This window comes from Rhodosalinus sp. K401, assembly GCF_041365735.1.
GTDB lineage: Bacteria > Pseudomonadota > Alphaproteobacteria > Rhodobacterales > Rhodobacteraceae > Rhodosalinus.
Genome location: NZ_JBGFSI010000005.1, coordinates 91312 through 116209, shown reverse-complemented (window position 1 = coordinate 116209; position 24898 = coordinate 91312). Strand labels below are relative to the sequence as shown.

24 protein-coding genes and 1 pseudogene are annotated in these 24898 nt (G+C 69.0%); 9 read left to right on the top strand and 16 right to left on the bottom strand.

The window, feature by feature from the left end; translation table 11 throughout:
* Positions 1–31: 31 nt before the first annotated feature.
* The 6 genes from AB6A66_RS08025 to guaA all read right to left on the bottom strand — a co-directional run bounded on the left by AB6A66_RS08025 (position 32) and on the right by guaA (position 6787).
* Complete coding sequence (locus tag AB6A66_RS08025; protein WP_371055477.1) at positions 32–994, bottom strand: alpha/beta fold hydrolase; 963 nt, start codon at positions 992–994, stop codon at positions 32–34.
* Positions 991–1944, bottom strand: a complete 954-nt coding sequence (metA, locus tag AB6A66_RS08020) for a homoserine O-succinyltransferase (RefSeq protein ID WP_371055476.1) — start codon at positions 1942–1944, stop codon at positions 991–993. The genes AB6A66_RS08025 and metA overlap by 4 nt, the downstream gene beginning before the upstream one ends.
* A 38-nt stretch (positions 1945–1982) precedes the next feature.
* Positions 1983–2846 (bottom strand): ATPase, encoded by an 864-nt coding sequence (locus AB6A66_RS08015; protein ID WP_371038943.1) that lies wholly within the window; start codon positions 2844–2846, stop codon positions 1983–1985.
* Between the two features lie 124 nt (positions 2847–2970).
* A complete protein-coding gene (locus AB6A66_RS08010) occupies positions 2971–4092 on the bottom strand; it encodes an OmpP1/FadL family transporter (RefSeq protein ID WP_371038942.1) in 1122 nt (373 codons plus the stop codon).
* Between the two features lie 165 nt (positions 4093–4257).
* On the bottom strand, positions 4258–5109 hold the full coding sequence (locus AB6A66_RS08005; RefSeq protein ID WP_371055475.1) for a DMT family transporter: 852 nt from the start codon (positions 5107–5109) through the stop codon (positions 4258–4260).
* Between the two features lie 115 nt (positions 5110–5224).
* Complete coding sequence (gene guaA, locus AB6A66_RS08000) at positions 5225–6787, bottom strand: glutamine-hydrolyzing GMP synthase (protein ID WP_371038940.1); 1563 nt, start codon at positions 6785–6787, stop codon at positions 5225–5227.
* Positions 6788–6952: 165 nt separating this feature from the next.
* Between guaA and AB6A66_RS07995 the strand changes: the two genes are divergently transcribed.
* Positions 6953–8500 (top strand): trimethylamine methyltransferase family protein, encoded by a 1548-nt coding sequence (locus AB6A66_RS07995; RefSeq protein WP_371055474.1) that lies wholly within the window; start codon positions 6953–6955, stop codon positions 8498–8500.
* On the opposite strand, the gene AB6A66_RS07990 is transcribed toward AB6A66_RS07995, so the two are convergent.
* Complete coding sequence (locus AB6A66_RS07990; protein WP_371055473.1) at positions 8493–8786, bottom strand: DUF6477 family protein; 294 nt, start codon at positions 8784–8786, stop codon at positions 8493–8495. The genes AB6A66_RS07995 and AB6A66_RS07990 overlap by 8 nt on opposite strands.
* Positions 8787–9076: 290 nt before the next feature.
* On the opposite strand from AB6A66_RS07990, the gene AB6A66_RS07985 reads away from it, so the two are divergent.
* Together AB6A66_RS07985 and lipA are read left to right on the top strand one after the other, a co-directional pair.
* Positions 9077–10069 carry a DUF6456 domain-containing protein gene (locus AB6A66_RS07985; protein ID WP_371055472.1) on the top strand — a complete coding sequence of 331 codons (993 nt, stop codon included), beginning with the start codon at positions 9077–9079 and terminating at the stop codon, positions 10067–10069.
* A gap of 81 nt (positions 10070–10150) precedes the next feature.
* Entirely contained in the window at positions 10151–11107 is a 957-nt protein-coding gene (gene lipA / locus AB6A66_RS07980) for a lipoyl synthase (RefSeq protein ID WP_371038936.1), read from the top strand.
* A 22-nt stretch (positions 11108–11129) separates the two neighbouring features.
* Here lipA and AB6A66_RS07975 read toward each other — a convergent pair whose 3' ends face one another.
* From AB6A66_RS07975 to hpt, 4 genes are all read right to left on the bottom strand, one after another.
* Positions 11130–12020, bottom strand: a complete 891-nt coding sequence (locus AB6A66_RS07975) for a c-type cytochrome (protein WP_371055471.1) — start codon at positions 12018–12020, stop codon at positions 11130–11132.
* A 9-nt stretch (positions 12021–12029) separates the two neighbouring features.
* Positions 12030–12491 carry a cytochrome c gene (locus AB6A66_RS07970; protein WP_371038934.1) on the bottom strand — a complete coding sequence of 154 codons (462 nt, stop codon included), beginning with the start codon at positions 12489–12491 and terminating at the stop codon, positions 12030–12032.
* A gap of 108 nt (positions 12492–12599) precedes the next feature.
* Positions 12600–12785 (bottom strand): hypothetical protein, encoded by a 186-nt coding sequence (locus tag AB6A66_RS07965; RefSeq protein WP_371055470.1) that lies wholly within the window; start codon positions 12783–12785, stop codon positions 12600–12602.
* Positions 12785–13321, bottom strand: coding sequence for a hypoxanthine phosphoribosyltransferase (gene hpt, locus AB6A66_RS07960; RefSeq protein WP_371055469.1), 537 nt, complete (start codon positions 13319–13321; stop codon positions 12785–12787). Before hpt ends, AB6A66_RS07965 begins: the two co-directional genes overlap by 1 nt.
* Before the next feature lie 74 nt (positions 13322–13395).
* On the opposite strand from hpt, the gene AB6A66_RS07955 reads away from it, so the two are divergent.
* Positions 13396–13878, top strand: a complete 483-nt coding sequence (locus tag AB6A66_RS07955) for a type II toxin-antitoxin system RatA family toxin (RefSeq protein ID WP_371038458.1) — start codon at positions 13396–13398, stop codon at positions 13876–13878.
* A 2-nt stretch (positions 13879–13880) separates the two neighbouring features.
* On the opposite strand, the gene AB6A66_RS07950 is transcribed toward AB6A66_RS07955, so the two are convergent.
* The 3 genes from AB6A66_RS07950 to AB6A66_RS07940 are packed head-to-tail and all read right to left on the bottom strand — an operon-like array spanning position 13881 to position 15966.
* A complete protein-coding gene (locus AB6A66_RS07950) occupies positions 13881–14360 on the bottom strand; it encodes a CinA family protein (protein WP_371055468.1) in 480 nt (159 codons plus the stop codon).
* A complete protein-coding gene (locus AB6A66_RS07945) occupies positions 14357–14848 on the bottom strand; it encodes a phosphatidylglycerophosphatase A (protein ID WP_371055467.1) in 492 nt (163 codons plus the stop codon). Before AB6A66_RS07945 ends, AB6A66_RS07950 begins: the two co-directional genes overlap by 4 nt.
* On the bottom strand, positions 14845–15966 hold the full coding sequence (locus tag AB6A66_RS07940; RefSeq protein ID WP_371055466.1) for a bifunctional 2-C-methyl-D-erythritol 4-phosphate cytidylyltransferase/2-C-methyl-D-erythritol 2,4-cyclodiphosphate synthase: 1122 nt from the start codon (positions 15964–15966) through the stop codon (positions 14845–14847). The genes AB6A66_RS07945 and AB6A66_RS07940 overlap by 4 nt, the downstream gene beginning before the upstream one ends.
* A 179-nt stretch (positions 15967–16145) precedes the next feature.
* On the opposite strand from AB6A66_RS07940, the gene dusB reads away from it, so the two are divergent.
* The 5 genes from dusB (at position 16146) to AB6A66_RS07915 (ending at position 23395) form a co-directional block, all read left to right on the top strand.
* On the top strand, positions 16146–17126 hold the full coding sequence (gene dusB, locus AB6A66_RS07935) for a tRNA dihydrouridine synthase DusB (protein WP_371055465.1): 981 nt from the start codon (positions 16146–16148) through the stop codon (positions 17124–17126).
* Positions 17123–18199 carry a nitrogen regulation protein NR(II) gene (locus tag AB6A66_RS07930; protein WP_371055464.1) on the top strand — a complete coding sequence of 359 codons (1077 nt, stop codon included), beginning with the start codon at positions 17123–17125 and terminating at the stop codon, positions 18197–18199. Before dusB ends, AB6A66_RS07930 begins: the two co-directional genes overlap by 4 nt.
* Entirely contained in the window at positions 18199–19572 is a 1374-nt protein-coding gene (locus AB6A66_RS07925; protein WP_371055463.1) for a response regulator, read from the top strand. The genes AB6A66_RS07930 and AB6A66_RS07925 overlap by 1 nt, the downstream gene beginning before the upstream one ends.
* 63 nt (positions 19573–19635) lie before the next feature.
* Positions 19636–21930, top strand: coding sequence for an ATP-binding protein (locus tag AB6A66_RS07920; protein WP_371055462.1), 2295 nt, complete (start codon positions 19636–19638; stop codon positions 21928–21930).
* Between the two features lie 16 nt (positions 21931–21946).
* A complete protein-coding gene (locus AB6A66_RS07915) occupies positions 21947–23395 on the top strand; it encodes a sigma-54-dependent transcriptional regulator (protein WP_371038450.1) in 1449 nt (482 codons plus the stop codon).
* Positions 23396–23434: 39 nt separating this feature from the next.
* On the opposite strand, the gene AB6A66_RS07910 is transcribed toward AB6A66_RS07915, so the two are convergent.
* Positions 23435–24748: an HlyC/CorC family transporter gene (locus AB6A66_RS07910; RefSeq protein WP_371038449.1), complete on the bottom strand. Its 1314-nt coding sequence runs from the start codon at positions 24746–24748 to the stop codon at positions 23435–23437.
* A 69-nt stretch (positions 24749–24817) separates the two neighbouring features.
* A pseudogene (locus AB6A66_RS07905) lies at positions 24818–24898 on the bottom strand (recombinase XerD); the annotation flags it as partial.

The window sequence follows — 24898 nt, the reverse complement described above, 5'->3', positions numbered from 1 at the left end:
CCTTTCGGGGGATCATGACGGGCAGGGTGGATCAGCGCAATCCGGCGCTGGCGGCGGCGCGGTCCACGGCCTCGATCACGGCTTCGGGCTCGGCGTGGTGCGGCATGTGGCCCACCCCGGCAAGGCGCGTCAGCCGGGCATGGGCGATCTGGCGGGCGAGCGGTTCGGAATGGATTTGCAGACCCACGGTCCGGTCCGCGGTGCCGTGCAGGATCTCCGTGGGAACGGTGATCGCGTCGTAGCGCGGGACCATGCCGATGATCTCGTCCTTGATCGCGGCGCGCTGAAGCGCGTTCTCGCGCAGCGTCGCGCGGCGCAGCGCAAGGCCCGGGCCGAAATGCGCGGCGTATCCCCGCGGCGGGGGCTGCGGCTCGAACACCTCGGCCACCGCGTCGGTCACCACCCGGTCGGGGACCCAGGCGGCGATAAGCGCCACCGTCACGGGGCCGAGCCAGGGATGCGAGGCGAGGCGGTAATAAAGGCTGAGACCCGCCTCCCACGGGTTCGAGGCCGCACCGAGAAGCACCAGGGCGGAGAGGCGGTCGGGCACATGCACCGCCCAGGCCAGCGCCACGGCGCCGCCGTAGGAATGGCCCAGCACCAGAGGCCGCTCGGCGCCGAGTGCCGTCGCCGCACCGGAGAGGAGGCGTGCCTGTGCCTCGAGGCTCGCCGGCTCCGCTCCGGGCAGGCGCGGGGTGTAGCCGAGGCCGGGACGGTCCAGCGCGATCACCCGGTAGTGCCGAGACAGCCGCCCGGCGAGGTCGAAGGTATAGTCGCGCAGGTTCCCGCTTGCCCCGTGGATCAGCACGACATCCGGCCCCGCGCCCGAGACGTAGGCGTGTACCGGGTGGCCGTCCACCGTCACGATCCGGCCCTGGGGCGGGAAGGTCGCCTCTGTCCGGGCCTCGTGCCGGGCCGCCTTGACGAGGGTCGCGAGCGTGCCGCCGCCGAGGACGAGCGCGAGGACGACCAGGCCGGTGGCGAGGGGGCTCACACGCGCTCCCGCCGAAGATCGGTGACGCTTTGCCCGATCTCGGAAAGGTCGAAGGGGGTGGTCAGGTAGATCTCGGCGATCCAGTTCCCGTAGAGCAGGTGCGCGTGGCTGCGCCAGCGGTTGGCGGGCGGGCGCGTCGGGTCGTCGCCGGGATAATAGTTCACCGGCACCGCGATGTCGGTCCCCGCCGCCGCGTCGCGGTCGTATTCCTGTTTCAGCGTATCGCTGTCGTATTCGAGATGGTTGAAGATGTAGAGCGCCCGGTGCGCGGTATCCTCGACAAGGCAGGGGCCCACCTCGTCGCTCGCGATCAGCGTACGCAGCCCCGGCGCGGCGTCGATCTCGGCCTGGCGCATCTCCGTCCAGCGGCTCACCGGGATCAGCAGATCGTCGGAAAAACCGCGCAGGTAGGGAGAGGCGGGGGCCAGGTTGCGGTGGCGGAAGCATCCGAACGCCTTCTCGGGCAGCATGTGCTTCTCGACCCCGTGGAAATGGTGGATCATCGCCATGCCGCCCCAGCACACGCCGAAGGTGGCGTGGACGTGGCTCTGCGTCCACTCGAAGACGCGGCGCAGCTCGTCGATGTAGGTCACCTCGTCGAAGGGCAGATGCTCGATCGGCGCGCCGGTGATGACGAGGCCGTCGAACTTCTCGCCCGACGCCTCGACCTCGGCGAAGGGGCGGTAGAAGCTTTCCATGTGCTCGGGCGCGGTCGTCTTGGTCTGGTGCTCGGTCATGCGGATCAGGCTGAGCTCGATCTGCAGCGGCGTGGCCCCGATGAGCCGCGCGAACTGGGTCTCGGTCTGGATCTTCTGCGGCATGAGGTTGAGCAGCCCGATGCGCAGGGGCCGGATGTCCTGCCGCGCCGCAAGCTCTTCCGACATGACCATGACGCCCTCGCGCGAGAGGATGCCGTAGGCGGGCAGGTCGGACGGGATCTTGATCGGCATGGTCGCTCGGCCTTCTGGGGAAAAGGGCGGGGATACGCCTATTCGGCGCGGCGCTCAAGCGCGCGGGCCAGCAGCGCCTCGAAGCCCGCGGCGTCGCTGACGGCGGCGACCTCGTCGGCGCTTACCGTGACGCCCCAGCGCGCCATCGCGGCGTAGCGCGGCTGCCGGTGCGCGAGCGCGCGCGCATAGGTCCGCCGCACGAAGGCGTCCGGGTCCACTTCGGTTTCGCGAAGGCCCGTTTCCTCGAGGTGCTCCCTCCAGGCCGCGCGCAGGAAATCGGGCTGGTAATACATCGGCTTCGGGGCCCGGTCGAACCGGCGGACGAGCTCCGCGGTGTGGGCCTCGGATCCCTCGATCCACACCGGCAGGGCCGTTGCGGAGAGCGCCGCGAGGATCGCGTCGGCCGGGTTCTCGGGATCGACGATCTCGCAGATCGAGCCCGAGGTGTCGCAGACGAAGTTCCGGTAGCCGTAGATCTCGCGGGCGCGCGTCACGAAATGGCCGGTGTCGAGCATCGCCGAACGCTCGGCGGCCCGGTGCTGCGCCTGCCGGCGCATGTATTCTTCGAACTCCAGCCCGCCCTTCGCCGGATCCCCCGGTTTTCCAAGGTATTTCGACAGCGGCGCGAGGTTGTCGAAGCGGATCTTCGAGTCGATCGTGATCGAGTCGGACATCAGCAATTCGCGCAGGAACGGGAGCTTCATCGCCTCCCGCTTGAAAAGGTCGGCGATGTGCTCGCCCATGTAGCGCGTGCCGATGCGGTAATCGACGGAGTAATGGAACCAGCCTCCCTGCTCGCGCAGCAGGGCCGAAAGCCGTGTCTTGCCAAGCCCGGACATGCCGAAAAGCACCACGCGCTTTTCGGGCGCATCAAGCCAGTCCGTCGCGGTCTCGTAGATCATGCCGGGGGCCGTCCCATCGTTCCAGAAGCGCCTTAGCCAGAGCGCGAGCCCCGGTCAAACCCCCTCGCGCAGCAAAAGGCCCCGCCCGGGATGGGGCGGGGCCTTGAGCGGGGATGAAGGAATGTCAGAAATTGAACGAGACGCGCAGCCCCACGCCGACGACGTCATTGTCGGAAAAATCTGCGCGCGCGACGTCGGGCGTTCCCGTCTCGGGCTTGGCGTCGCCGAGGACGGTGTAACTCACGCCGCCCGCGATCTGCATCATCTCGGTCGCCTGGTAGGCCGCGCCGAGCGCGACCTGCGTATATCCCGTGGACGGGGCGAGCGGCGAGACGAGATCGTCGCCCGGCGCCTCGTACGCGAGGGTGACGGAGCCCGTCCACTTGTCGCTGAAGCGCCGCCCGAGGCCGAGCCGGTAGGTCGTCGTGTCCTCGAGGTCGATGAGGCCGTCGCCCGTGGCGCCGACGAACCCCTGCGGATCCACCCGGAAGGCCGAGTGCTCCACCCAGCGGACCGAGCCGAACAGCAGCGTGTCCTGCGCGATGCCGGTCTGGAAGTCGAGGTTGACGCTTTGCGGGGTCTTGACCTCTGTCACCGAAGGGGGCGCGATGGGGGTGCCGCCAATCGTCTCGCGCGTTCCCATCTCGTGGGTGATCTCGGAGTTGTAGGTCAGCGCCACGCGAAGCGCGATCTCCGGCACCTCGTAGGCGACGCCGAGGACATAGCCGGCCGCGGCGTCGCGGTCGAGCGAGACCTCGTAGCCGGAGACCGGCCCATACGCGGCGCCTTGCAGGCCGATGTCACCCTCGGCGGTCTGATATCGCAGGCCGCCGAAGGCCGAGACGCGTTCGTTGATCTGGTATTTCAGAAGTGCGGTGAGCGCGTTGGTCGAGGCCTCCGCCGAGGTGCCGCCGAGGACGGGATTGAGCGGGTCGTACTTCACGTCCGCGCCGAAGGGACGATCGTAGATAAGCGCGGCGGAGAGATTGTCGCCGAGATCCATCTTCAGGCCGAAGCCCGGCAGGAAGTAATCGTCCGCCACGTTGTCGATTTTCTGGGCAGGGAAAGGCCCGAGCGCGCGGCTCGTCCCGCTCACGCTGGGCGAGGCGCTGCCAAGGCTCAGCTCCCCGTAATTTCCGTCCTCGTAGAGGATCATCGCCGATTGCGTCGTGCGTTCGATGCCCCCCGCAAGCGCCCCGCCGGCGGCAAGCGCGAGCGCGGACGCCGCTCCGATCAGTGTCTTCATTGCATTCCTCCCCTGACGCGCCGACCGCAACAGCCCTCGGTAGCAGCGCAACCTCCTGAGTAGGAACGGGCTTCGACGGCTGTCAATATTGGCGGAACGTTAACATGGGGTAAGCAACGCGACGTCAACCTAGGGCTGAACCCCCGCCGCGCCGGGCCGCCGGCCTCACTCCGGACGCAGGGCCTGCGTCGTTTCCCGCGTCTGCGCCCGGATGTTGATCCAGTTGGCCGCGAAGATCACCAGCGCGCCGACGAGAACCGCCCATTCCAGCGGCTCGGCGTAAAGTGCCATTCCGACGAAGGCGATCACCGGCAGCCGCGCGAAATCCATCGGCATGACCACCCCCGCCGGTGCCAGCCGCAGCGCGTTGGTCAGGCAGAAATGGGCCGAAAGCCCAGCGACACCCACCAGCGCGACAAAGGGCAGCGCGCCCGGACCGGGCAGGGCGATGTCGCCGTCCACCCCGGCCGCGGCCAGGCCGAAAACTGCCTGCATCGCCGTGAGCCAGAACATGATGCAGGTGATGCTCTCGGTGCGGGTCAGCGCGCGGGTGGCGAGCGCCGTCAGCGCGAAGCCCAGCGCCGCCCCCGCGGCGGTGACCTGCCCGGCCTCGAGCGGTGTCAAGCCCGGGCGCGCGACGATCAGGATGCCGACGAAGCCCAGAAGCGCGGCAAGCGCGCGGACGGGCGTCAGACGCTCACCGAGGACGAGCGGCGCCAGCAGCACGACCCAGAGCGGCGAGGTGAACTCCAGCGCCACCACCTGCGCGAGCGGGATGGTCGCGACGGCGTAGAACCAGAGGTTCTGCGCGGTGAAATGGGTGACGTTGCGGATGACATGCAGGCGGAATCGCAGCACGCTCACCTGCGATAGCGTGCCCGCCGCGGCGCCGACCGCCAGCACGATCCCCACGCCCACGAGGCTGCGGTAGAGCATGATCTCGAAGGTATCGAGACCCGCCGACAGCTCCCGCCCCGCCACCGCCATCGATGTGAAGGAGAGGACCGTCCCGACCATCCAGAAACCGGCGAGGAGGGTCGGCGATCGGACCGGGGCAGGGGCGTCGCGCGTGGCCATGCCTTCGCTTAGCAGCCGGCTGAGAGACGCGCCAGAGCGCCCCGGCGCGCCCGGGTCATTCCCACTCTATCGTGCCCGGGGGCTTCGACGTGATGTCGTAGGTCACCCGGTTTATGCCGCGCACCTCGTTGATGATGCGCGTCGCCGTCTCGGAGAGGAACTCGTGGCTGAACGGGTAGACGTCGGCCGTCATGCCGTCCACCGAGGTCACGGCGCGGAGCGCGCAGGCGTAGTCGTAGGTCCGTCCGTCGCCCATCACGCCCACCGTGCGCACGGGCAGGATCGCGGCGAAGGCCTGCCAGATCTCGTCGTAAAGCCCGTGCTTGCGGATCTGGTCGATGTAGACCGCGTCGGCCTTGCGCAGGATCTCCAGCTTGTCGCGGGTGATCTCGCCCGGGCAGCGGATGGCGAGGCCGGGGCCCGGGAAGGGGTGGCGGCCGATGAAGTTCCCGGGCAGGCCAAGCTCGCCGCCGAGGACGCGCACCTCGTCCTTGAAAAGCTCGCGCAAGGGCTCCACGAGCTTCAGGCCCATCTTCTCGGGCAGGCCGCCCACGTTGTGGTGGCTCTTGATCGTCACCGACGGACCGCCCGAGAAGGAGACCGATTCGATCACGTCGGGGTAAAGCGTGCCCTGGGCCAGGAATTCCGCCCCCTCGATGCCGTCGGCATGCTCCTGGAAGACGTCGATGAACAGTCCTCCGATGATCTTGCGTTTCGTTTCCGGATCGGACACGCCTTCCAGCGCCGACAGGAAGCGTTCCGTCTCGTCCACGTGGACGAGCGGGATGTTGTAGTGATCGCGGAACATCGAGACGACTTCCTCGGCCTCGTTGAGGCGCAGAAGCCCGTGATCCACGAAGACGCAGGTCAGCTGGTCGCCGATCGCCTCGTGGATGAGGACGGCGGCCACCGAGGAATCGACACCCCCGGAAAGACCGCAGATCACCTTGGCGTCGCCCACCTGCGCGCGGATCTTCTCGATCGCCTCGTCGCGGTAGGCGCCCATGGTCCAGTCGCCGGTGAAACCCGCGATCTTCAGGAAGTTGGCGTAAAGCCTGCCGCCGTTCGGCGTGTGGTGCACTTCCGGGTGGAACTGCACGGCGTAGAAGTGGCGTTCGGGATCGGCGGTCACGGCGAAGGGGGCGCCGGGCGAGGTGCCGAAGACCTCGAAACCCGGAGCGAGCGCGGCCACATGATCGCCGTGGCTCATCCAGACCTGCTCGCGCCCCGTGTCGAACCAGCCCTCCAGCAGATCGAGACGCGTCGCGGTGGGCACGACATAGGCGCGGCCGAACTCCGCAGTGCCGTCGCCGCGCTCCACCCGGCCGCCCAGCATCTGCATCATCACCTGCTGTCCGTAGCAGATGCCCAGCACCGGCACGCCGAGCGCGAAGACGGCCTCGGGCGGGCGCGGGCTCTCCGGATCGGTGACCGAGGCCGGTCCGCCCGACAGGATCACCGCCTTGGGGCGGAACGCTTCGAGAAACGCCTCGGTGACGTTCTGGAAGGGGTGGATCTCGCAATAGGTGTCGAGTTCGCGCAGGCGCCGCGCGATGAGCTGCGTCACCTGGGACCCGAAATCGACGATGAGCATGCGGTCATGGGCAGGCTGTGTCATGGCTGCCCTCTAAGCCGCGCGATGCGGACGCGCAAGCGCGCGCAAGGGCGCATGATGCCGCGCCATGTCGTTTTCGTCCGAAACTGGCCGCAAACGATCACCGCAGGAGGACGGGCGCGGCGTTACACCCTGTCCACCCGAAACCCTTGGCGCGCGAGGTGAGACATGACCGAGGCAGCAACCCGCAGACGGGCCCGAGGCGGTGGCGGCGGCGCGGCGCGGCGTGCGGAGCGGACCTCCGTGCGCATCGAGACCGCGCGCTTCATCGAGCGCAACATCCCGCTTTTCGAGATCCTGAACGCCGAGGCGCTGGAGATCATCGAGGCGAACGCCGAGATCCTCCTCGAGGAGATCGGGGTCAACTTCGTGCAGAACCCCGAGGCGCTGGCGCGCTGGCGCGAGGCGGGGGCGGACGTGCAGGGCGAGCGGGTGCACATTCCGCGCGGGCTGGCCCGCGAACTCTGCGCGAAGGCGCCCGCGCGCTACACACAGATGGCGCGCAACCCGGAAAAATCGGTGGAGATCGGTGGCAACACGCTGGTCTGCGCGCCGGTCTACGGCCCTCCCTTCGTGCGCGATCTCGCCGGCGGCCGGCGCTACGCCACGATGGAGGATTTCCGCAAGTTCGTGAAGCTGGGCTACATGTCGAAATGGCTGCACCATTCGGGCGGCACGGTCTGCGAGCCGACCGACGTGCCGGTGAACAAGCGCCATCTCGACATGCTGCTTGCGCACATGACGCTGTCGGACAAGCCCTTCATGGGCTCGGTGACCGAACCCTCGCGCGCGCAGGACAGCGTGGAGATGTGCGAGATCCTCTTCGGGCAGGAGTTCGTGCAGCAGAACACGGTGATGACCTCGCTCATCAACGTGAACTCGCCCATGACCTTCGACGACGTGATGATGGGCGCGCTCGAGGTCTATGTGCGCAACAACCAGGCCTGCATCGTCTCGCCCTTCATCGTGGGCGGCGCCATGGCGCCGGTCTCGGTGGCGGGCACGCTCACGCAGGTGCTGGCCGAGGTCATGGCCGGGATCGGCTACGCGCAGCTCGTGCGGCCGGGCGCGCCGGTGATCTTCGGCGCCTTCGTCACCTCGATCGACATGAACTCGGGCGCGCCCACCTTCGGCACCCCGGAGGCGAGCCAGATCCTCTACGGCGCGGGCCAGCTCGCGCGGCGGATGAACCTGCCCTTCCGCTCGGGCGGCGGGCTCTGCGGCTCCAAGCTGCCAGACGCGCAGGCGGCCTATGAGACGACGCAGACGCTGAACGCCGCGCTGCTCGGCGGCGTGAACTTCATGCTGCACTCCTGCGGCTGGCTCGAGGGCGGGCTCGTCGCCTCCTTCGAGAAGTTCGTGATGGACGCCGACCAGCTCGGCGTGCTGCACAAATTCGCCCAGGGCATCGCGATGGACGAGAACGCGCAGGCCCTCGACGCGATCCGCGAGGTCGGGCCGGGCGGCCATTACCTCGGCTGCGCGCACACCCAGGGCAACTTCAAGTCGGCGTTCTGGCGTACCGAGCTCTTCGACTACAAGCCCTTCGAGACCTGGGACGAGGAAGGCGCGCGCGACACGGTCTCGCTCGCCTCCGAGCGGGTCGACAAGCTGATGGGCCAATACCAGCAGCCCGCGCTCGATCCGGCGGTGACCGAGGCGCTTTCGGCCTATGTCGCCGAGAAGAAGGCCTCGATGCCCGACGCCTTCAGCTGACCCCGGGCGCGGCGCGCAACATCCGCGCCTCGCCCATGAGCGCGATCAGCACCTCGACATGGCGCGCGGGGCTGTAGTCGGCGCGCGCGTCGCGGCGCGCCGCCTCCAGTTCGCCCTCGAGCGTGAAGAGCCTCAGGGCCGCCTCGGCGCTACGCGGCAGCGCCCCGTAGCCCAGCACGCGGGGCAGATGCGCCTCGCGGCGGTATTCCGCGGCGCCGATGCGCGCGGTCCGCACGAGCAGTGCCGGGCGGCGCAGATCGGCGAGCATTCTGGTGATATCCTGCATGGTATGTTCCCCTCTGCCTTGGCGAGACGGGACTGTGACACAACCTGAACGCGTGTTGCGCCGCGGCATGGAAGATCGCGCGGCCGCGTTGCAATTGTTTATCAATTGGAAACAATACTGCTTTGACGATCTGGAAATTTACGAATGGGTAACCAATTCTCGCAATGGTTGTGGACAACTCTGTGGAACGACGGGGGCGCGCGGAAACCGTGGGGGGATCGACGCCGATAGCGCGGAGCGAAGGCCGCTCCTTTCCGGTCGCCTGTCCGGACTGGGTTCCGGCGGCGGCCGTGCATTATCTCGCCCATACCGAGGCAGGACTCACGATCCGCCATCTCGCCAGAAGCGCGGGGTGCCACGCATCGACGGTGCTGCGGCAGGTGCGCCGGATCGAGGCGCGGCGCGACGACCCGCTGACCGATGCGGCGTTGCGCGGGCTGGGCACCGCGCTTTTCCCGGACCGCGGCGCAGCCCGCGCGGCCCAGCTCCGGGGCGCGCCGCTCATGGACGGAGACACCCTGACGCGCGAGGCGCGGCGCGTGCTGTCCCGCATGGCCGAAACCGGCGCGCGTCTCGCCGTGGCCGAGGGGATGGAGAAGGCCGTGGTGGTGCGCGACACGCCGGACGGCACGTCGATCCGCACCGCGGTGCTGGATGCCGAGGTGGCGCAGGCGCTCGCCCTCAAGGAATGGATCGAGTGTCTGAAGCCCGGGCGCATCGCGCAATACACGCTGACCGCGGCAGGCCGGAGCGCGCTTCAGGAGTTCGCGGGCGAGCGCGACGACGACGCGACCGGGTTCGGCGAGGCGCAGGCCCGCTACCGCGCGAGCGCGGCGCGGCGCGGGCGCTATTGCGCGCAGGATACCCCGCTTGTCGCGCTTGCGCGGCGGCGCGACCGCGACGGCGCGCCGTTCCTGCCGGAGGCACTGCTGCGCGCGGGCGAGCGCCTGCGCGAGGATTTCGAGCTTGCCCAGGTGGGCAGCGCCGTCACCCAGAACTGGCAGCGCTTCCTGACGGCCGGTTGCACCGGGGCGCCGCCGGCGGGCGGCCGCGGTGCGTCGGAAGCCGCGCGCGAACGTGTCGCCGCGGCGTTGCGCGATCTCGGACCGGGGCTCGGCGACGTCGCGTTGCGGTGCTGTTGCTACCTCGAAGGGCTCGAAAGCGCCGAGCGCCGGCTGGGCTGGTCCGCACGCTCGGGCAAGATCGTGCTGCGCATCGCGCTGCAACGGCTCAAGCGGCACTACGACGAAACGCAGGGGCTGGGCGGGCCGATGATTGGCTGAGACGGGGCGCGGCGTTGCCGCACTGGTCACCGCCCGTCGCGAGGACTATGCTTCCTTGTGAAGCAAACGCCCGGAGGCATGATGCGCGACCTCGCCGACCCCGCCCAGCGCCACCCCGAAAAGGCGCACCGCCCCGATACCGAGCGGCCGCGCAAGCCCGACTGGATCCGCGTCAAGGCGCCGGTGAGCGAGGGCTACAAGGAAACCCGCGACATCATCCGCGAGAACCGCCTCGTCACCGTCTGCGAGGAGGCGGGCTGCCCCAATGTCGGCGAATGCTGGAGCCAGGGTCACGCCACCATGATGATCATGGGCGAGATCTGCACCCGCGGCTGCACGTTCTGCAACGTGGCGACCGGGCGGCCCGAGGCGCTCGACGTGTTCGAGCCGGGGCGCGTGGCCCACGCGGTGGAGAAGCTCGGCCTCAACCATGTCGTCATCACCAGCGTGGACCGCGACGACCTCGAGGATGGCGGGGCGGAGCATTTCGCGCAGACCATCCGCGCGATCCGACACCGCAGCCCCGAGACCACGATCGAGGTGCTGACGCCAGATTTCCTGCGCTGCGCCGACTCCGCCCTCGAAACCGTGGTCGAGGCGCGGCCGGACGTCTTCAATCATAACCTCGAGACGGTGCCGGGGCTCTATCCCGAGGTGCGGCCCGGCGCGCGCTACTTCCATTCCCTGCGCCTCTTGCAGCGGGTGAAGGAGATCGATCCGACGATCTTCACCAAGTCGGGCGTCATGGTCGGCCTCGGCGAGGCGCGCGCGCAGGTGCTGCAGGTGATGGACGACATGCGCTCGGCGGACGTGGATTTCCTGACGATCGGTCAGTACCTCCAGCCCACCTCGAAGCATCACCGGGTCGATCGCTTCATCACGCCGGACGAGTTCCGCTCCTACGAGAAGGCGGCCTGGGGCAAGGGGTTCCTGATGGTGTCCGCGACCCCGCTCACGCGCTCGTCCTACCACGCGGGCGAGGATTTCGCCCGGCTTCGGGAGAATCGGCTGGCCCGCCTGGGGCAGGACGCGTCCTGAACGGCCCGGCCCCGGCGGCCTTTCACCCGTCGCGGGGCAGGGCCAGCAGATAGGCCGCGATCGCCGCGCGATCCTCGTCGGGCAACTTTGAAAGGCCGGTGACCACCTTGGCCATGCTGCCGCCCGCGCTGTCGTAGTCCGGCGTGAATCCCGACTCGAGATACCAGGCGATTTCGGACGCGTCCCAGCCAAGCTCGTCGGGCGTGATCGCGGGAATGCGCCCGCGCCCCGAAGGATTGGGCGCTCCCGTCATCCAGCGCCCGATGTCGAGCGCGCCGGCGAAGTTTCGCGGGGTGTGGCATTCGGCGCAATGGCCCAGCGCCTCGACAAGGTAGCGGCCGCGCTCCAGTTCCGCGCCGGGCGCATCCGTCACGACCCACCGCTCGTCGAGAAAGGCGCGTTTCCAAAGCCCGATCCCGCGCGTCAGGGTGAAGGGAAACCCGACCTCGTGCGGCGCGCTTCCGGCGTCCGAGGGGGGCAGCCTGTCCATGTAGGCCTTCAGATCGGCCACGTCCTGCGGCGCCATCTTGGCGTAGGCCGTGTAGGGAAAGGCGGGGTAGTAATGCCGCCCGTCCGGCGCAACGCCCTTCGTCAGCGCGGTGGCGAACGCTTCTAGGCTCCATCCGCCGATGCCCTCGTCCGGATCCGGAGAGATGTTGGGCGCGACGAAGGTTCCGAAATCGCTTTCGAACCGCGCGCCGCCGGCCAGAACCAGCCGGGCCTCGCCCTCCGCGTCCGGGGCGGCATGGCAGGACGCGCAGCCCGCGGCGTGAAAGATCCTCTCGCCCGCGGCCGGGTCGCCCTCCAGCCCGGCATAGAGCGCGGCGTCGGCGCTCTGCGGAGCGCTCAGAAACCAGCCCGCCGCCCCGATCAGGGCGGCGAGCACGATGAAACCTGTCAGCAGGCGGCGCATGGCGCGGGATCAGTCTTCGGGCGCGCGATACTCGTCGTGGCACGCCTTGCAGGTGCCGCCGAGCTGCTGAAGCGCGGGGCCCACGGCGTCCAGCCCGTCGCCGGCGACCGCCTGCATCGCGGCGGCCTGTTCGCCGAAATCCCCCCATTTCGAGGCGAAATCGTCGAAGTTTTCCCAGATCGCCGCCTTGGCGCGCGTGCCGTCCAGCATCACCTCGTCGGTACCTTCGGGCCAGAGCTTGCCCTGGTGCACCCCGCTGATCGCCACCAGGGAATCGGCCGCGATCTGCGCCGCCTCGGCGTCATAGTCGATCTTGCCCTGGGCCATGCCGCCCAGAACGCCGATGTTCAGCGCCATGATGCGGAACTGGCCCTGCCGCGCCTTGAGCTGCGCCGAAAAGTCGTCTTGCGCAAAAGCGGCGGGCGCGACAAGCGCGGCCGCGGCGGCCAGAGCGATCACCTTGGTCTTCATGACGTGTCTCCCTATTTGGACATGCGCGGTCAGTATGCCTGAGATGCGTAACAAATCATCAACCATTTCTGCGCGCAACGTCTGCGCGCTCCCGCACGGCCCGGCGGTTCAGCGGCGCATCGGGGTGAGGCGCGGCGGGCGGTCCATCTGCATCCAGTCGGGCAGGCCCAGCCATGTCTCGAGCGCCCAGATGACCGCGGCGAGTGCCAGCACACCCCCGACGGTCCAGCGCAACGCGCGAGAGGGCGGACGACGGGACCACCTGTAAAGCCGAAGCAGCCAGCCCAGATACATCAGGTGAAGCGCACCGCGCCGATATAGGGCAGGTTGCGGTTTCGCTGAGCGTAATCGATGCCGTAGCCCACCACGAAGGCATCTGGGATCTCGAATCCAGTCCAGTCGGCCACCACCTCCACCTCGCGTCGCGCGGGCTTGTCGAGAAGCGCGATGCTCTTGAGCCGTGCAGGCCGGCGGGAGGTCAGAAGGTTGAGGACGTGGGCCAGCGTGTGGCCCGTGTCCACGATATCCTCGACGACCAGCACGTCGCGCCCCGCGATCTTGCCGCGAAGGTCCTTCAGGATACGCACCTCGCGGCTCGATTCGGTGGAGTTGCCGTAAGAGGACGTCTCCATGAAATCGACCTCCACCGGCAGATCGAGTTCGCGCACGAGATCGGCGATGAACACGAAGGAGCCGCGCAAAAGCCCCACGACCACCAGCTTGTCGGTGCCCGCGAAGGCGCGCTCGATCTCGTGGGCGAGCGCCTCGATGCGCGCCGCGATGGCCTTCGCCGAGATCAGCTCGTCGATGACATAAGGCCGCTCCGCCATGCCTGCCCCTTGATTTTCCGGCCGCACCATACGACATGGGCGGCCACTGTCACGGAGGAAATCGGCCCCAAGGCATGCCAACCCATTCCGAAACCCGCACGCTGCCCTACAGCGCAGCGCAGATGTACGACCTGGTGGCCGACGTCGCGCGCTACCCCGAGTTCCTGCCATGGACGGCCGCGGCCCGGGTGCGCTCGCGCCGCCCCGTGACGTCGCCCGACGGCGAGACGGGCGAGATCATGGAGGCCGATCTCGTCATCTCGTTCAAGGTGTTCCGGGAGCGGTTCGGCAGCCGCGTGACGCTCTGGCCCGACACGCGGCGGATCGACACGGAATATCTCGACGGCCCGTTCCGCCACATGCACTCCAACTGGAAATTCCGCGACAGGCCCGAGGGGTGCGAGGTGAGCTTCCACGTGGATTTCGAGTTCAAGAACCGGATCATGCAGCGTGCCGCGGGGCTCTTCTTCTACGAGGCGATGCAGCGGATCGTGCGCGCGTTCGAGGCGCGGGCGTATGACCTTTACGGCAGCCCCGGCACGGCCACGGTGGGCTAGGGTCAGGGCGCGCCGTCGACCACCGCGTCGAGCATCGACATGGCGTGATCCACCGACGCGCGGCGCACGTTCTCGCGGCCGAGCGGGCCGAACTCCACCGTCTGGATCAGCGTTTTGCGCCCCTCCACGGCGAGCGCGAAACAGACGCGGCCCTCGGGCTTCGTCTCGGATCCGCCCGGCCCGGCGATGCCGGTGATGGCGATCGCGACATCGGCGTGCGCCCGTGCGAGCGCGCCTTCGGCCATCTCGCGCGCCACCGCCTCGCTCACCGCGCCCTGGGCCGCGAGCGTCTCGGCCTCCACGCCCAGCATCTCCTGCTTGGCGCGGTTGGAATAGGTGACGAATCCCCGTTCGAAGACGTGGGAACTGCCCGGCTGCTCGGTGATGCGCGCCGAAAGCAGGCCCCCCGTGCAGCTTTCCGCCGTCGTGATGCGACGGCCCGCATCGCGGTAGCGCATGACGAGGGTCTGCTGCGTGATCATCGCATCATCACTCCATGGGCGAAGGCGGCAAGCATGACCACGCCGAGCCCGGCAAGGACGCCTGCGAGGATGTCGTCGAGCATGACGCCCGTCGCGCCGTGGCGCCGGTCCGCCCAGCCGACCGGCCCGAGTTTCAGTATATCGAAGAAACGGAAAAGGAGGAAGGCGGCGAGCCAGCCCGGCCAGAGCGCCGTCACCGGCAGGCCGAGAAGCGTGGCGCCCGCCGAGACCGGCCAGATGGCGATCCATTGGCCCACGACTTCGTCCACGACGAATTCCGAGGGGTCCTCCTCCGGCCGGCCCGAGAGCTCCGCCGCCACCGCGCGCCATCCCAGCGCGGCCACGGCGACCGTGGCCAGCGCGAGCACGGCGAAGCCGCCCAGCGCGTGAAGCGCCCAGGCCATGGGCAGGGCCGCCGCGGAGGCCCAGGTGCCCGGGCCCGGGCGCAGGTGGCCCAGCCCGAAGACGGTGGCGACGAGCCGGTTCATGGCCGCACCAGGGCGGCCGTCGCGATCGCGGCGATGCCCTCCTCTCGGCCGGTGAAGCCCAGCCCCTCGCTGGTGGTGGCCTTCACGCTCACGCAGACGGGATCAATCCCCGCGATGCGCGCGAGTTCGGTCTGCATTTCAGTGGCATGCGGCCCGATCTTCGGGCGCTCGCACACCAGCGTGCAATCGATGTTGGCGATCCGCCAGCCGCGCTTCGCCACGAGATCTGCGGCATGGGCGAGGAAGATGTGGCTCGCCGCGCCTTTCCATTGCGGGTCCGATGGCGGGAAATGCCGGCCGATGTCGCCCTCGGCCAGCGCGCCGTAAAGCGCGTCGGTGACCGCGTGCATCCCCACATCCGCATCCGAATGGCCCGCCAACCCCTTGCCATGCGGCACTTTCACGCCGCACAGCATCACGTGGTCGCCGGGGCCGAAACGGTGCACGTCGTAGCCATTCCCGAGCCGAAGCTGCATTCCCGTCATCTCCCGTTCGGCCCGCGCGAAATCCTCGGGCGCGGTGATCTTAAGGTTGGCCTCCTCGCCCGGAACGATCGCGACCTCGAGGCCCGCGGCGCGTGCAACCTCCACATCGTCGGCGGCCGTGCCGTCATGATCCCGGTGGGCGGCCAGGATCGGTGCGAGGCGGAAGCCCTGCGGCGTCTGCGCCCGCCAGAGGCCCTCGCGGGATTCGGCGCCCGCGACCCGGCCCGCCGCCCCGCGCCACAGCGCATCGGTCACGGGCAGGGCGGGTGCCGCGGCGTCCGCGGTCGCAAGGGCCGCGATCACCCGGTCGATCACCGCGGCCGACACGCCGGGGCGCGCGACGTCATGGATCAGCACATGGGTGACATCGCTGCCGCCGAGCGCCTCGAGCCCCGCCCGGACGGAGGCCGCGCGCGTCGCGCCGCCCTCGACGAGCCGGACGCCCCCGGGGGCGAGCGCCCGGTCCCCGGGATGGATGACGAGCATGGTTTCGGCGACGCGGGGATGGCGTGCGAACGCGGCGACGGCCCAGTCGACCACGCGCCGCCCGGCGAGCGGGCGCCATTGCTTCGGCGTCCCCCCGCCCGCGCGCGAACCGCGTCCCGCGGCGACGATGATGGCGGCGATGCGCATGGCGTCTCCCGGCTTTGCCTGCCGGTTGTCTAGGCGCTGCTTCGACGCAAGGCAATGTCCCGGCGTCGAGCGCCCAAGAAATGGGCAGACGGCGGGTGGCGCGGGTCAAAAGCTTCGCGGGCAACTTGTCCATCGCCTTGGCACGGGTTAGCTGGAGGGCGTGCACAAGGATTAGGCAGTTGAGCATTACTCTGGCAGGGCGCACCCTCGACCCACCCGTGTTCCTCGCCCCCATGGCGGGCATCACCGATCGGCCCTATCGCGATCTGGTGGCCTCTTTCGGCGCGGGCCTCGTTGTGAGCGAGATGGTGGGCAGCCAGGAAATGGTGCAGGCGAAACCGGGGGTGCGCGAGCGTGCGGAACTGGGCTTCGACCGGGCGGGCACCGCCGTGCAGCTTGCCGGGCGCGATCCCCGCTGGATGGCGGACGCCGCGCGGATGGTGGAAGCCAACGGCGCGCGCCTGATCGACATCAACATGGGGTGTCCCGCCAAGAAGGTGGTGGGCGGGCTGTCGGGCTCTGCGCTTCTGCGAGAGCCCGAGCGCGCGCTCCGCCTGATCGAGGCGGTTGTCGGCGCGGTGTCGGTGCCGGTCACGCTCAAGACCCGTCTGGGCTGGGACGAGCAGTGCCTCAACGCGCCGGAGATCGCGCGGCGGGCCGAGGCGGCGGGCGTGCAGATGATCACGATCCACGGGCGCACGCGGTGCCAGTTCTACAAGGGACGTGCCGACTGGCGCGCCATCGCGCGCGTCCGGGCCGCGGTTCGCATCCCGGTGATCGCCAACGGAGACATCACCGGGGCGGAGAGCGCGCGCGCCGCGCTCCGCGCATCGGGCGCGGACGGCGTGATGGTGGGGCGCGGCGCGCAGGGGCGGCCCTGGCTTCTGGCGCAGATCGCCGCGCGCCTGGCCGCGCGGCCGCTGCCGGCGGCCCCCGACGGGCGGGAGCTTTCCGATCTGGTGGCAAGGCATTACGAGGCGATGCTGAGCTTTTACGGCAACGAGATCGGCGAGCGTGTCGCGCGCAAGCATCTCGGGTGGTACATGGACGGCGCGGGAACCGCGCCCGCGCTGCGCCGCGCCGTCCTGACCGGCGCGCCGCGAGAGGTGCTGGCGCATCTGCCCGAGGCGCTCGCCCCGCGCGAAAGGCGCGCGGCATGAGCCTCGACGGGCCGATCTGGAACTCGCTGCCGGTGCCCGCCGTCCTGATCGACGCGGCGGATCGGATCAGCGCGGCAAATCCCGCCGCCGAAGGGTTCTTCAACACCTCCGCGAAGTCCCTGTCCGGCCAGCCGGTCTGGGACAGGCTGGCCGTGGACGCCCCGATCGAGGAAAGCTTCCAGCGGGCGCGCCGCGACAACGCCACGCTTTTCGTCAACGACGTCGACGTCGGCACGGGCGAGCGGCCGCCGCTTCAGTGCAACCTCCAGATTGCGCCGCTGTCGGGCGCGCCGGGGGCGATGGTCCTGCTGATCGCGCCGCGCGAGCTGGCCGGGCGCATGACCGTCAGCCATTCGGTGAAGTCGGCCGCGAAATCGGCCATCGGCATGGCCGAGATGCTCGCCCACGAGATCAAGAACCCGCTGGCCGGGATCGCCGGGGCCGCCCAGCTTCTGTCGATGAACCTCGGCGCGGACGACCTTGAACTTACGGATCTTATCGTTGCCGAGACACGCCGCGTCGTGAAGCTGCTCGAACAGGTCGAACAGTTCGGAAATGCCACGCCGCCCGATCTCAGGCCGCTCAACATCCACGACGTGCTCGACCGCGCGCGGCGCTCGGCGCTTCTGGGCTTCGGCGCCCACATGACGATCGTCGAGGATTACGACCCCTCGCTGCCGCAGGCGCTCGGCGATCCCGACCAGTTGCTTCAGGTGTTTCTCAATCTCCTGAAGAACGCCTCCGAGGCCGCCGGGCGCGAGGGCGGCACGATCCGTCTGCACACCTATTTCGAGCACAGTTTCAAGTTGCGCCGGGCCGATGGCGGCGGCCAGGCGCTGCCCCTGCAGATCGAGGTGATCGACGACGGCCCCGGCCTGCCCGGAGAGCTGGCCGGCGACATCTTCGAGCCCTTCGTCTCGGGCCGCGACAACGGCACGGGGCTGGGCCTCGCCCTCGTCAGCAAGATCGTCTCGGATCACGGCGGCTGGATCTCGGTCAGCTCCGTGCCCGGACGCACCGTCTTTCGCATATCGCTCGCCCGCGCGCCCCAACCCAGGAAGGAGACCCCCTGATGGACGGCACCGTTCTCGTCGCCGACGACGACCGCACGATCCGCACCGTGCTGACGCAGGCGCTGACGCGCGCGGGATGCAAGGTGCACGCCACCTCCTCGCTGACGACGCTCTTGCGCTGGGTGAGCGAGGGGAAGGGTGACGTGGTCATCTCGGACGTGATGATGCCCGACGGGAACGGGCTCGAGATGCTGCCGAAGATCGCCCAGGATCGCCCGGATCTGCCGGTCATCGTGATCTCGGCGCAGAACACGATCATGACGGCGATCCAGGCCGCGGAGGCGGAGGCTTACGACTACCTGCCGAAGCCCTTCGACCTGCCGGACCTGATGAAGCGCACCGCCCGCGCGCTCGAGACGCGCCGCCGCGCGCCGTCGGTGCCGGTGGACGACGTGCCCGCCGAGGACGGCGAGTTGCCGCTGGTCGGGCGCACGCCCGCCATGCAGGCGCTCTACCGCCTGGTGGCGCGGGTCATGAACGCCGACATACCGGTCCTCATCACCGGCGAATCGGGCACCGGGAAATCGCTGATCGCCCGGGCCATCCACGATTTCTCGGACCGCCGCACGCTGCCCTTCGTCACCGTCGCCGCGGCGGACCTGCGCGAGCTCGAGGGTCCGGCGCGGGTGCTTGCGCGGGCCAAGGGCGGCACGCTTCTGCTCGACGAGATCGCGGATTTCGAGGACGACGTGCAGGCGCGCATCGTGCGCATGATGGATGCGCCGGGCGAGCATGTGCCGCGGTTCATGGCCACCTCGCAGGCGGACCTGGCCGCCGCGATGGAAGAGGGCGGGCTGCGCCGGGATCTCTATTACCGCCTCACCGGGGCCACCCTGCACGTCCCGGCGCTGCGCGAGCGGGTGGAGGACATCGCGCTGCTGGCCGAGCATTTCCTCGCCCGCGCCGAGCGCGAAGGCGCGCCGCGGCGGCGATTTTCCGAGGATGCGGAAGAGCTTGTCCGCCTCTACAGCTGGCCGGGGAACGTGCGCCAGCTCGAGAACGCGGTCCGCAGGCTGAGCCTGACCTCGCGCGCCGAGGAGATCTCGCGCGCCGAGGTCGAACAGGTCCTCGGCGATCAGCCGGGCACCGAGCCGGTCCTGCAAGGCCGGGGGGCCGACGGCGAGAAGCTCTCGGCCTCGGTGGCGCGCCACCTGCGGCGCTATTTCGACCTGCATGGCGCGATGCTGCCGCCGCCCGGCCTTTACCAGCGCGTCCTGCGCGAGGTGGAGGCACCGCTCATCGAGATCGCGCTCGACGCCACGGGCGGAAACCAGGCCAAATGCGCCGACCTTCTCGGCATCAACCGCAATACGCTTCGCAAGAAGGTCAACGACCTCGAGATTCGCGTGACACGGCGCCGCAAATTGATGTAAAAGGGCAACAGACCCGTGGCCCCGGCGCGGCAGCCCCGCTGTCCGCACCGGCAGGACCACAAAATGTGGCGGTGCGGTGCCCTGTGGCGCCGAGAGCAGGCGAGGACAGTCGTGGCCTTTGGGGCACAGCGCTTGAGTTGGAGCCGGGTGAACCGGCTGCGCCGTCAGCGGCGGGTGCAGAATGCCGCGACGCTCGGCCTGGTGATCCTGGGCCCCGTGCTCGCGCTGGTCACTTTCCTCGTTCTGGGGCCGTTCGACCAGGGCGCGGCGTCGCTCGGCCTGCGTCTCGTGCTGCTGGCCGATCTCGTCTACGTCCTCGTCGTGGCCGCGCTGGTGCTGCAGCGCGTGGTGCAGATGATCGCGGCACGGAGGGCGCAGTCGGCCGGATCGCGGCTGCACCTGCGGCTGACCGGCGTCTTCGCGTTGATGGCGCTCATCCCGACGGTCAGCGTGGCCGTCTTCGCCGGTCTCACCGTCAATATCGGCCTCGAGGGATGGTTTTCCGACCGGGTGCGCAGCGTGCTGGGCTCGAGCCTCGCCGCCGCGCAGGCCTACGAGGAAGAGCACCGCCGCGACCTTGCCGAGGATGCGGGCGCGCTCGCCCGCTATCTCGAATCCGACAATCGCGCCACCTTCCTCATGAGCGACGGCGACCTGCGCGTTCTGCTCGCCCAGGGGCAGGCGCAGATCCAGCGCGGGCTGCGCGAGGCCTACGTGATCGACGGCGCAGGAGAGATCCGCGCCCGGGGCGAACGCTCCTACCTCTTCGATTACGAAGAACCGGCGCGCGCGGCTTTCGACACGGCGGCCGCGGAAGGCGTGGCGATCCTGGAGGACTGGGACAACAACGAGTTTCGTGCCCTCGTGCCGCTGACCCGTTTCGCCGACCGCTATCTTTACGTCAGCCGCGAGGTGGACGGGGACCTTCTGAGCCTGCTCGACGAGACGCAGGAGACCGTGCGGCTCTACCAGCAGCTCGAAAGCGAACGCGGCCGGGTGCTCTTCGAGTTCGGGCTTCTCTACCTCGGCTTCGCGGTGATCCTCATCCTGGCGTCGGTCTGGCTGGGGCTCTGGTTCGCCGAGCGGCTGTCGCGGCCGGTGGGCCGGCTTGCGGGTGCGGCGCAGCGTGTGGGCTCCGGCGATCTGGACGTTCAGGTCCGGGAGGAAGAGGGCGACGACGAGATCGCCATGCTGGGGCGGTATTTCAACCAGATGACCCGGCAGCTCAAGATCCAGCGCGAGAAGCTGCTCGACAACACGCGCCAGATCGAGCGTCGCCGCCGGTTGTTCGACTCGGTTCTGAGCTCGGTCACCTCGGGCGTCGTCGGCGTGGACGCGACGGGCCGCGTGGCCTTCGTCAACCGCTCCGCCGAGCGGCTTCTGGGCTGGGAGGAAAACCGCCGCCTCGTGCCCATCTCCGTCGCGGTGCCGGAATTCGGCGAGCTGTTCGAGCGGGTGCGCTCGGGCCGCGCCGAGGTGGCCCAGGAAGAGATCAAGGTCTCGCGCGGGGGCCGGCTGGAGAACCTGCTGGTCCGCATCGCCCCGCGGCGCCGGGAGGATGGAAGCCTGGAAGGGTTCGTGGTAGCCTTCGACGACGTGACGGATCTCGTGGCGGCGCAGCGTCTCGCCGCATGGGGTGACGTGGCGCGCCGCATCGCCCACGAGATCAAGAACCCGCTCACCCCGATCCAGCTCTCGGCAGAGCGCATTCGCCGCAAGTTCCGCAAGGGGTTGTCGGAGGACGAGGCCGCGCAGCTCGACGCGATGACCGAGGTGATCGTGCGCCAGACCGACGACCTGAGGCGCATCGTCGACGAGTTCTCGAAATTCGCCCGGATGCCGGAGCCAGAGCGGCGCAGCGAGGACCTTGTCGCGCTGGTGCGCGACGCCGCGCTGTTGCAGGAGGCCGGTCAGCCGAGCGTGCGCTTCGACATCGCGCTGCCCGAGACGCCTCTGATCGCCGAACTGGACGCCACCATGATCGGGCAGGCGCTGACGAACCTGATCAAGAACGCCGGCGAAGCGATTGAAACACTGCAGGAAAAAGGCGCGCCCGAAGGACACGTCCCAGAAATCCGCGTGTCGCTGGAGGCCAAGGGCGGCTGGGCGACGGTGCGCCTTGCCGACAACGGGGTGGGCCTGCCGGAGGACCGTGCGCGGCTTTTCGAGCCTTACGTGACCACCCGCGAGAAGGGCACCGGCCTCGGCCTGCCCATCGTGAAGAAGATCATCGAGGAGCATGGCGGCACCCTCACGCTCGAGGACGCGCCGGCCTTCGACGGGTCGGAGCACCGCGGCGCGATGGCCGTGATCCGCCTGCCGCTGGCCGGGGGCGCGCGGGCGGCGGCCGCAGAATAAGAGGAGAGGCAAGGGCATGAGTGACATCCTGATCGTGGACGACGAGCGCGACATTCGCGAACTGATCGCGGACATTCTGGAGGACGAGGGCTATGCGACCCGGCGGGCGGGCAACTCCGAGGAGGCGATGGCGGCGATCAACGCCGAGCCGCCCGGGCTTCTGATCCTCGACATCTGGCTGAAGGACAGCCGGATGGACGGGATCGACATCCTTAAAAGCGTGCGGCGCGACAACCCGGACGTGCCGGTGGTCATCATCTCGGGTCACGGCAACATCGAGATCGCGGTGGCGGCGATCAAGCAGGGCGCCTACGACTTCATCGAGAAGCCGTTCAACATCGACCAGCTCATGGTGGTGATCCGCCGCGCGATGGAAACCTCGCGGCTGCGCCGCGAGAACCAGAGCCTGAAGCGCCGCGACGCCCGCGAGACGCAGATGATCGGTGAAAGCCCGGCCTTCCGCGCGCTGCTGGGCCAGCTCGACAAGGTCACGAAATCCAACGGGCGGGTGATGCTGACCGGCCCCGCGGGTGCAGGCAAGGAGGTGGCCGCACGCTATGTCCACGCCCGGTCGGGCCGCGCGCAGGCGCCGTTCGTCACGGTGAATTGCGCCTCGATCGCGCCCGAGCGCATGGAAGAGGTGCTTTTCGGCCGCGAGACCACCGACCGCGGAGTGGAACCCGGCCTGCTGGAGCAGGCGCATGGCGGCGTTCTCTACTTCGACGAGGTGGCGGACATGCCGCTCGGCACCCAGTCGAAGATCCTGCGCGTCATGGTGGACCAGACCTTCCAGCGCGTGGGGGGCGCCGACAAGGTGCGCGTCGATCTGCGCGTGATCTCCTCCACCAACCGCGACCTCGAGGCCGAGATCGGCGCGGGCCGCTTCCGGCAGGAACTCTATCACCGCCTCAACGTGGTGCCGATCTCGGTGCCCGCGCTCGAGGACCGGCGCGAGGATATCCCGCTGCTCGCGCGGCATTTCGTGGACGAGATCCATCAGGCGCAGGGCCTTCCGCGCCGCGAGCTCACCGACGAGGCGGTGGCGCTCATGCAGACGATGATCTGGCCCGGAAACGTGCGCCAGCTCAAGAATCTGGTCGAGCGGGTTCTCATCCTCGGCGACGGGTCCGGGCCCATCGCCGCGCACGAACTGCCCCAGGAAGTTGCGCCGGGCACCGCCGAGGACGGGCGCGTGGTGCTTTCGGGCGCGGTGGCCACGATGCCGCTGCGCGAGGCGCGCGAGGCGTTCGAGCGCGAGTATCTTTTGACCCAGATCAATCGCTTCGGTGGCAACATCTCGCGCACGGCGAGCTTCGTCGGGATGGAACGCAGCGCGCTGCACCGCAAGCTGAAATCCCTTGGCGTGGTCACCGGATCCAAGTCCGGCGCCCGGGTGGCGCATGTGAACGACGAGGACGAGTTGGAGGAGGACGCGCCGAGCGCTGCCGCGAGCAGGGCGGGCTGACGCGCGCGGTCCCGCCCATGGCCGCCGCCCGGAGCGGGCTCAGAGCGGGCGGATCTTGAGTTTCGTGATGCGGTTGTCCTTGCGGCCGGTCACTTCGAAGCGGAAGCCGTGGAAGGAAAAGACCTGTCCCACGGTGGGGATCATCTGCGCCTCGTGGATGACCAGCCCCGCCACGGTATTGGCCTCTTCGTCGGGCAGCGACCACTCCGTGGCGCGGTTCAGGTCGCGGATCGTCATCGAGCCGTCCACGATGTAGTTGCCGTCCTCGGCCTTGCGGATCGTGTGGTCGCCATCGGGATCGAACTCGTCTGTGATCTCGCCCACGATTTCCTCGAGGATGTCCTCGAGCGTGATCAGCCCCTCGATGGAGCCGTATTCGTCCACCACCAGCGCGAAATGCGACCGCCGCCGCAGGAATTCCCGGATCTGGTCGTCGAGCGCCGTGGTGTCGGGGATGAAGTAGGGCTCCATCATCACCTCGGCGATGTCGAAGGACTGGAGCGTCGTGGTCAGCGTGGCCTCTTCGGGGGCGGACATGCGCTTGTAGAGCGTGCGCAGCAGATCCTTGGCATGGACGACGCCCACGATGTTTTCGGGCTCGCCGCGATAGACGGGCAGGCGGGTGTGGCTGCTTTCGAGGCACTGGCGCAGAACCTCGGAAGGCTCCGCCTCGGCGTCCAGCATTTCGATGCGCGACCGGTGGAGCATGATCTCCTCCACCGTGCGTTCTCCCAGATCGAGCGCGCCCAGGATGCGGTCGCGGTCCTCCTTCTCGACCACGCCCTCGGAGTGGCCGAGATGGAGCGCGCCGGCGATCTCCTCGCGCACGGCGAGGATATGGCTGTCGGGGTCGGTCTTCACGCCGAACAGGCGCAGCACCCCGCGCACCAGCAAGCGCACCGCGGACACGATCGGCGAGAACACCCGTACGATCACGCGGATGATCGGCGCCACGAGCGACGCCGCCGCCTCGGAGTTGGTGATCGCGTAGGTCTTGGGCAGCACTTCCGCGAAGATCAGCACCAGCAGCGTCATTACCAGCGTGGCCAGCGCCACGCCGGACTCTCCGAAAAGCTTGGTGAAGAGCGCGGTGGCGAGCGAGGCGGCCAGGATGTTGACGAGGTTGTTGCCCAGCAGCACCGACCCGATCAGCCGCTCGTTGTCCTCGGTGATCTCGAGCGCGAGTTCGGCCCCGCGAGAGCCCTTGTCGGCGCGCGCGCGGAGCTTCCCCCGCGAGGCCGCCGTCAGCGCCGTCTCGGAGCCCGAGAAGAAGGCCGACAGCATGAGCAGCAGGATGATGCCCCCGGAGGTCAGCCAGAAGGCGGTGTCGATCATGGATTGTGCGGGATCCATCCTCGGGTCCGTTGATGCGTGGTGAAGCGGTGTCTCTTATGAGGCCCGCGGCGTGACCGTGCAAGCCGCTCAGCTGTCGCGGGCGAGCGGGTGATGCTGCAGCACAAGGCTCCGCAGGCGCTCCTCCAGGACATGGGTGTAGATCTCGGT

What these genes read in the sequence shown, in the direction of transcription:
- metA (WP_371055476.1), bottom strand. Translation starts at nt 1,944, where the DNA reads ATGCCGATCAAGATCCCGTCCGACCTGCCCGCCTACGGCATCCTCTCG.
- AB6A66_RS08015 (WP_371038943.1), bottom strand. Translation starts at nt 2,846, where the DNA reads ATGATCTACGAGACCGCGACGGACTGGCTTGATGCGCCCGAAAAGCGC.
- AB6A66_RS08010 (WP_371038942.1), bottom strand. Translation starts at nt 4,092, where the DNA reads ATGAAGACACTGATCGGAGCGGCGTCCGCGCTCGCGCTTGCCGCCGGC.
- AB6A66_RS08005 (WP_371055475.1), bottom strand. Translation starts at nt 5,109, where the DNA reads ATGGTCGGGACGGTCCTCTCCTTCACATCGATGGCGGTGGCGGGGCGG.
- guaA (WP_371038940.1), bottom strand. Translation starts at nt 6,787, where the DNA reads ATGACACAGCCTGCCCATGACCGCATGCTCATCGTCGATTTCGGGTCC.
- AB6A66_RS07995 (WP_371055474.1), top strand. Translation starts at nt 6,953, where the DNA reads ATGACCGAGGCAGCAACCCGCAGACGGGCCCGAGGCGGTGGCGGCGGC.
- AB6A66_RS07990 (WP_371055473.1), bottom strand. Translation starts at nt 8,786, where the DNA reads ATGCAGGATATCACCAGAATGCTCGCCGATCTGCGCCGCCCGGCACTG.
- lipA (WP_371038936.1), top strand. Translation starts at nt 10,151, where the DNA reads ATGCGCGACCTCGCCGACCCCGCCCAGCGCCACCCCGAAAAGGCGCAC.
- AB6A66_RS07975 (WP_371055471.1), bottom strand. Translation starts at nt 12,020, where the DNA reads ATGCGCCGCCTGCTGACAGGTTTCATCGTGCTCGCCGCCCTGATCGGG.
- AB6A66_RS07970 (WP_371038934.1), bottom strand. Translation starts at nt 12,491, where the DNA reads ATGAAGACCAAGGTGATCGCTCTGGCCGCCGCGGCCGCGCTTGTCGCG.
- AB6A66_RS07965 (WP_371055470.1), bottom strand. Translation starts at nt 12,785, where the DNA reads ATGTATCTGGGCTGGCTGCTTCGGCTTTACAGGTGGTCCCGTCGTCCG.
- hpt (WP_371055469.1), bottom strand. Translation starts at nt 13,321, where the DNA reads ATGGCGGAGCGGCCTTATGTCATCGACGAGCTGATCTCGGCGAAGGCC.
- AB6A66_RS07955 (WP_371038458.1), top strand. Translation starts at nt 13,396, where the DNA reads ATGCCAACCCATTCCGAAACCCGCACGCTGCCCTACAGCGCAGCGCAG.
- AB6A66_RS07950 (WP_371055468.1), bottom strand. Translation starts at nt 14,360, where the DNA reads ATGATCACGCAGCAGACCCTCGTCATGCGCTACCGCGATGCGGGCCGT.
- AB6A66_RS07945 (WP_371055467.1), bottom strand. Translation starts at nt 14,848, where the DNA reads ATGAACCGGCTCGTCGCCACCGTCTTCGGGCTGGGCCACCTGCGCCCG.
- AB6A66_RS07940 (WP_371055466.1), bottom strand. Translation starts at nt 15,966, where the DNA reads ATGCGCATCGCCGCCATCATCGTCGCCGCGGGACGCGGTTCGCGCGCG.
- AB6A66_RS07930 (WP_371055464.1), top strand. Translation starts at nt 17,123, where the DNA reads ATGAGCCTCGACGGGCCGATCTGGAACTCGCTGCCGGTGCCCGCCGTC.
- AB6A66_RS07925 (WP_371055463.1), top strand. Translation starts at nt 18,199, where the DNA reads ATGGACGGCACCGTTCTCGTCGCCGACGACGACCGCACGATCCGCACC.
- AB6A66_RS07920 (WP_371055462.1), top strand. Translation starts at nt 19,636, where the DNA reads ATGTGGCGGTGCGGTGCCCTGTGGCGCCGAGAGCAGGCGAGGACAGTC.
- AB6A66_RS07915 (WP_371038450.1), top strand. Translation starts at nt 21,947, where the DNA reads ATGAGTGACATCCTGATCGTGGACGACGAGCGCGACATTCGCGAACTG.
- AB6A66_RS07910 (WP_371038449.1), bottom strand. Translation starts at nt 24,748, where the DNA reads ATGGATCCCGCACAATCCATGATCGACACCGCCTTCTGGCTGACCTCC.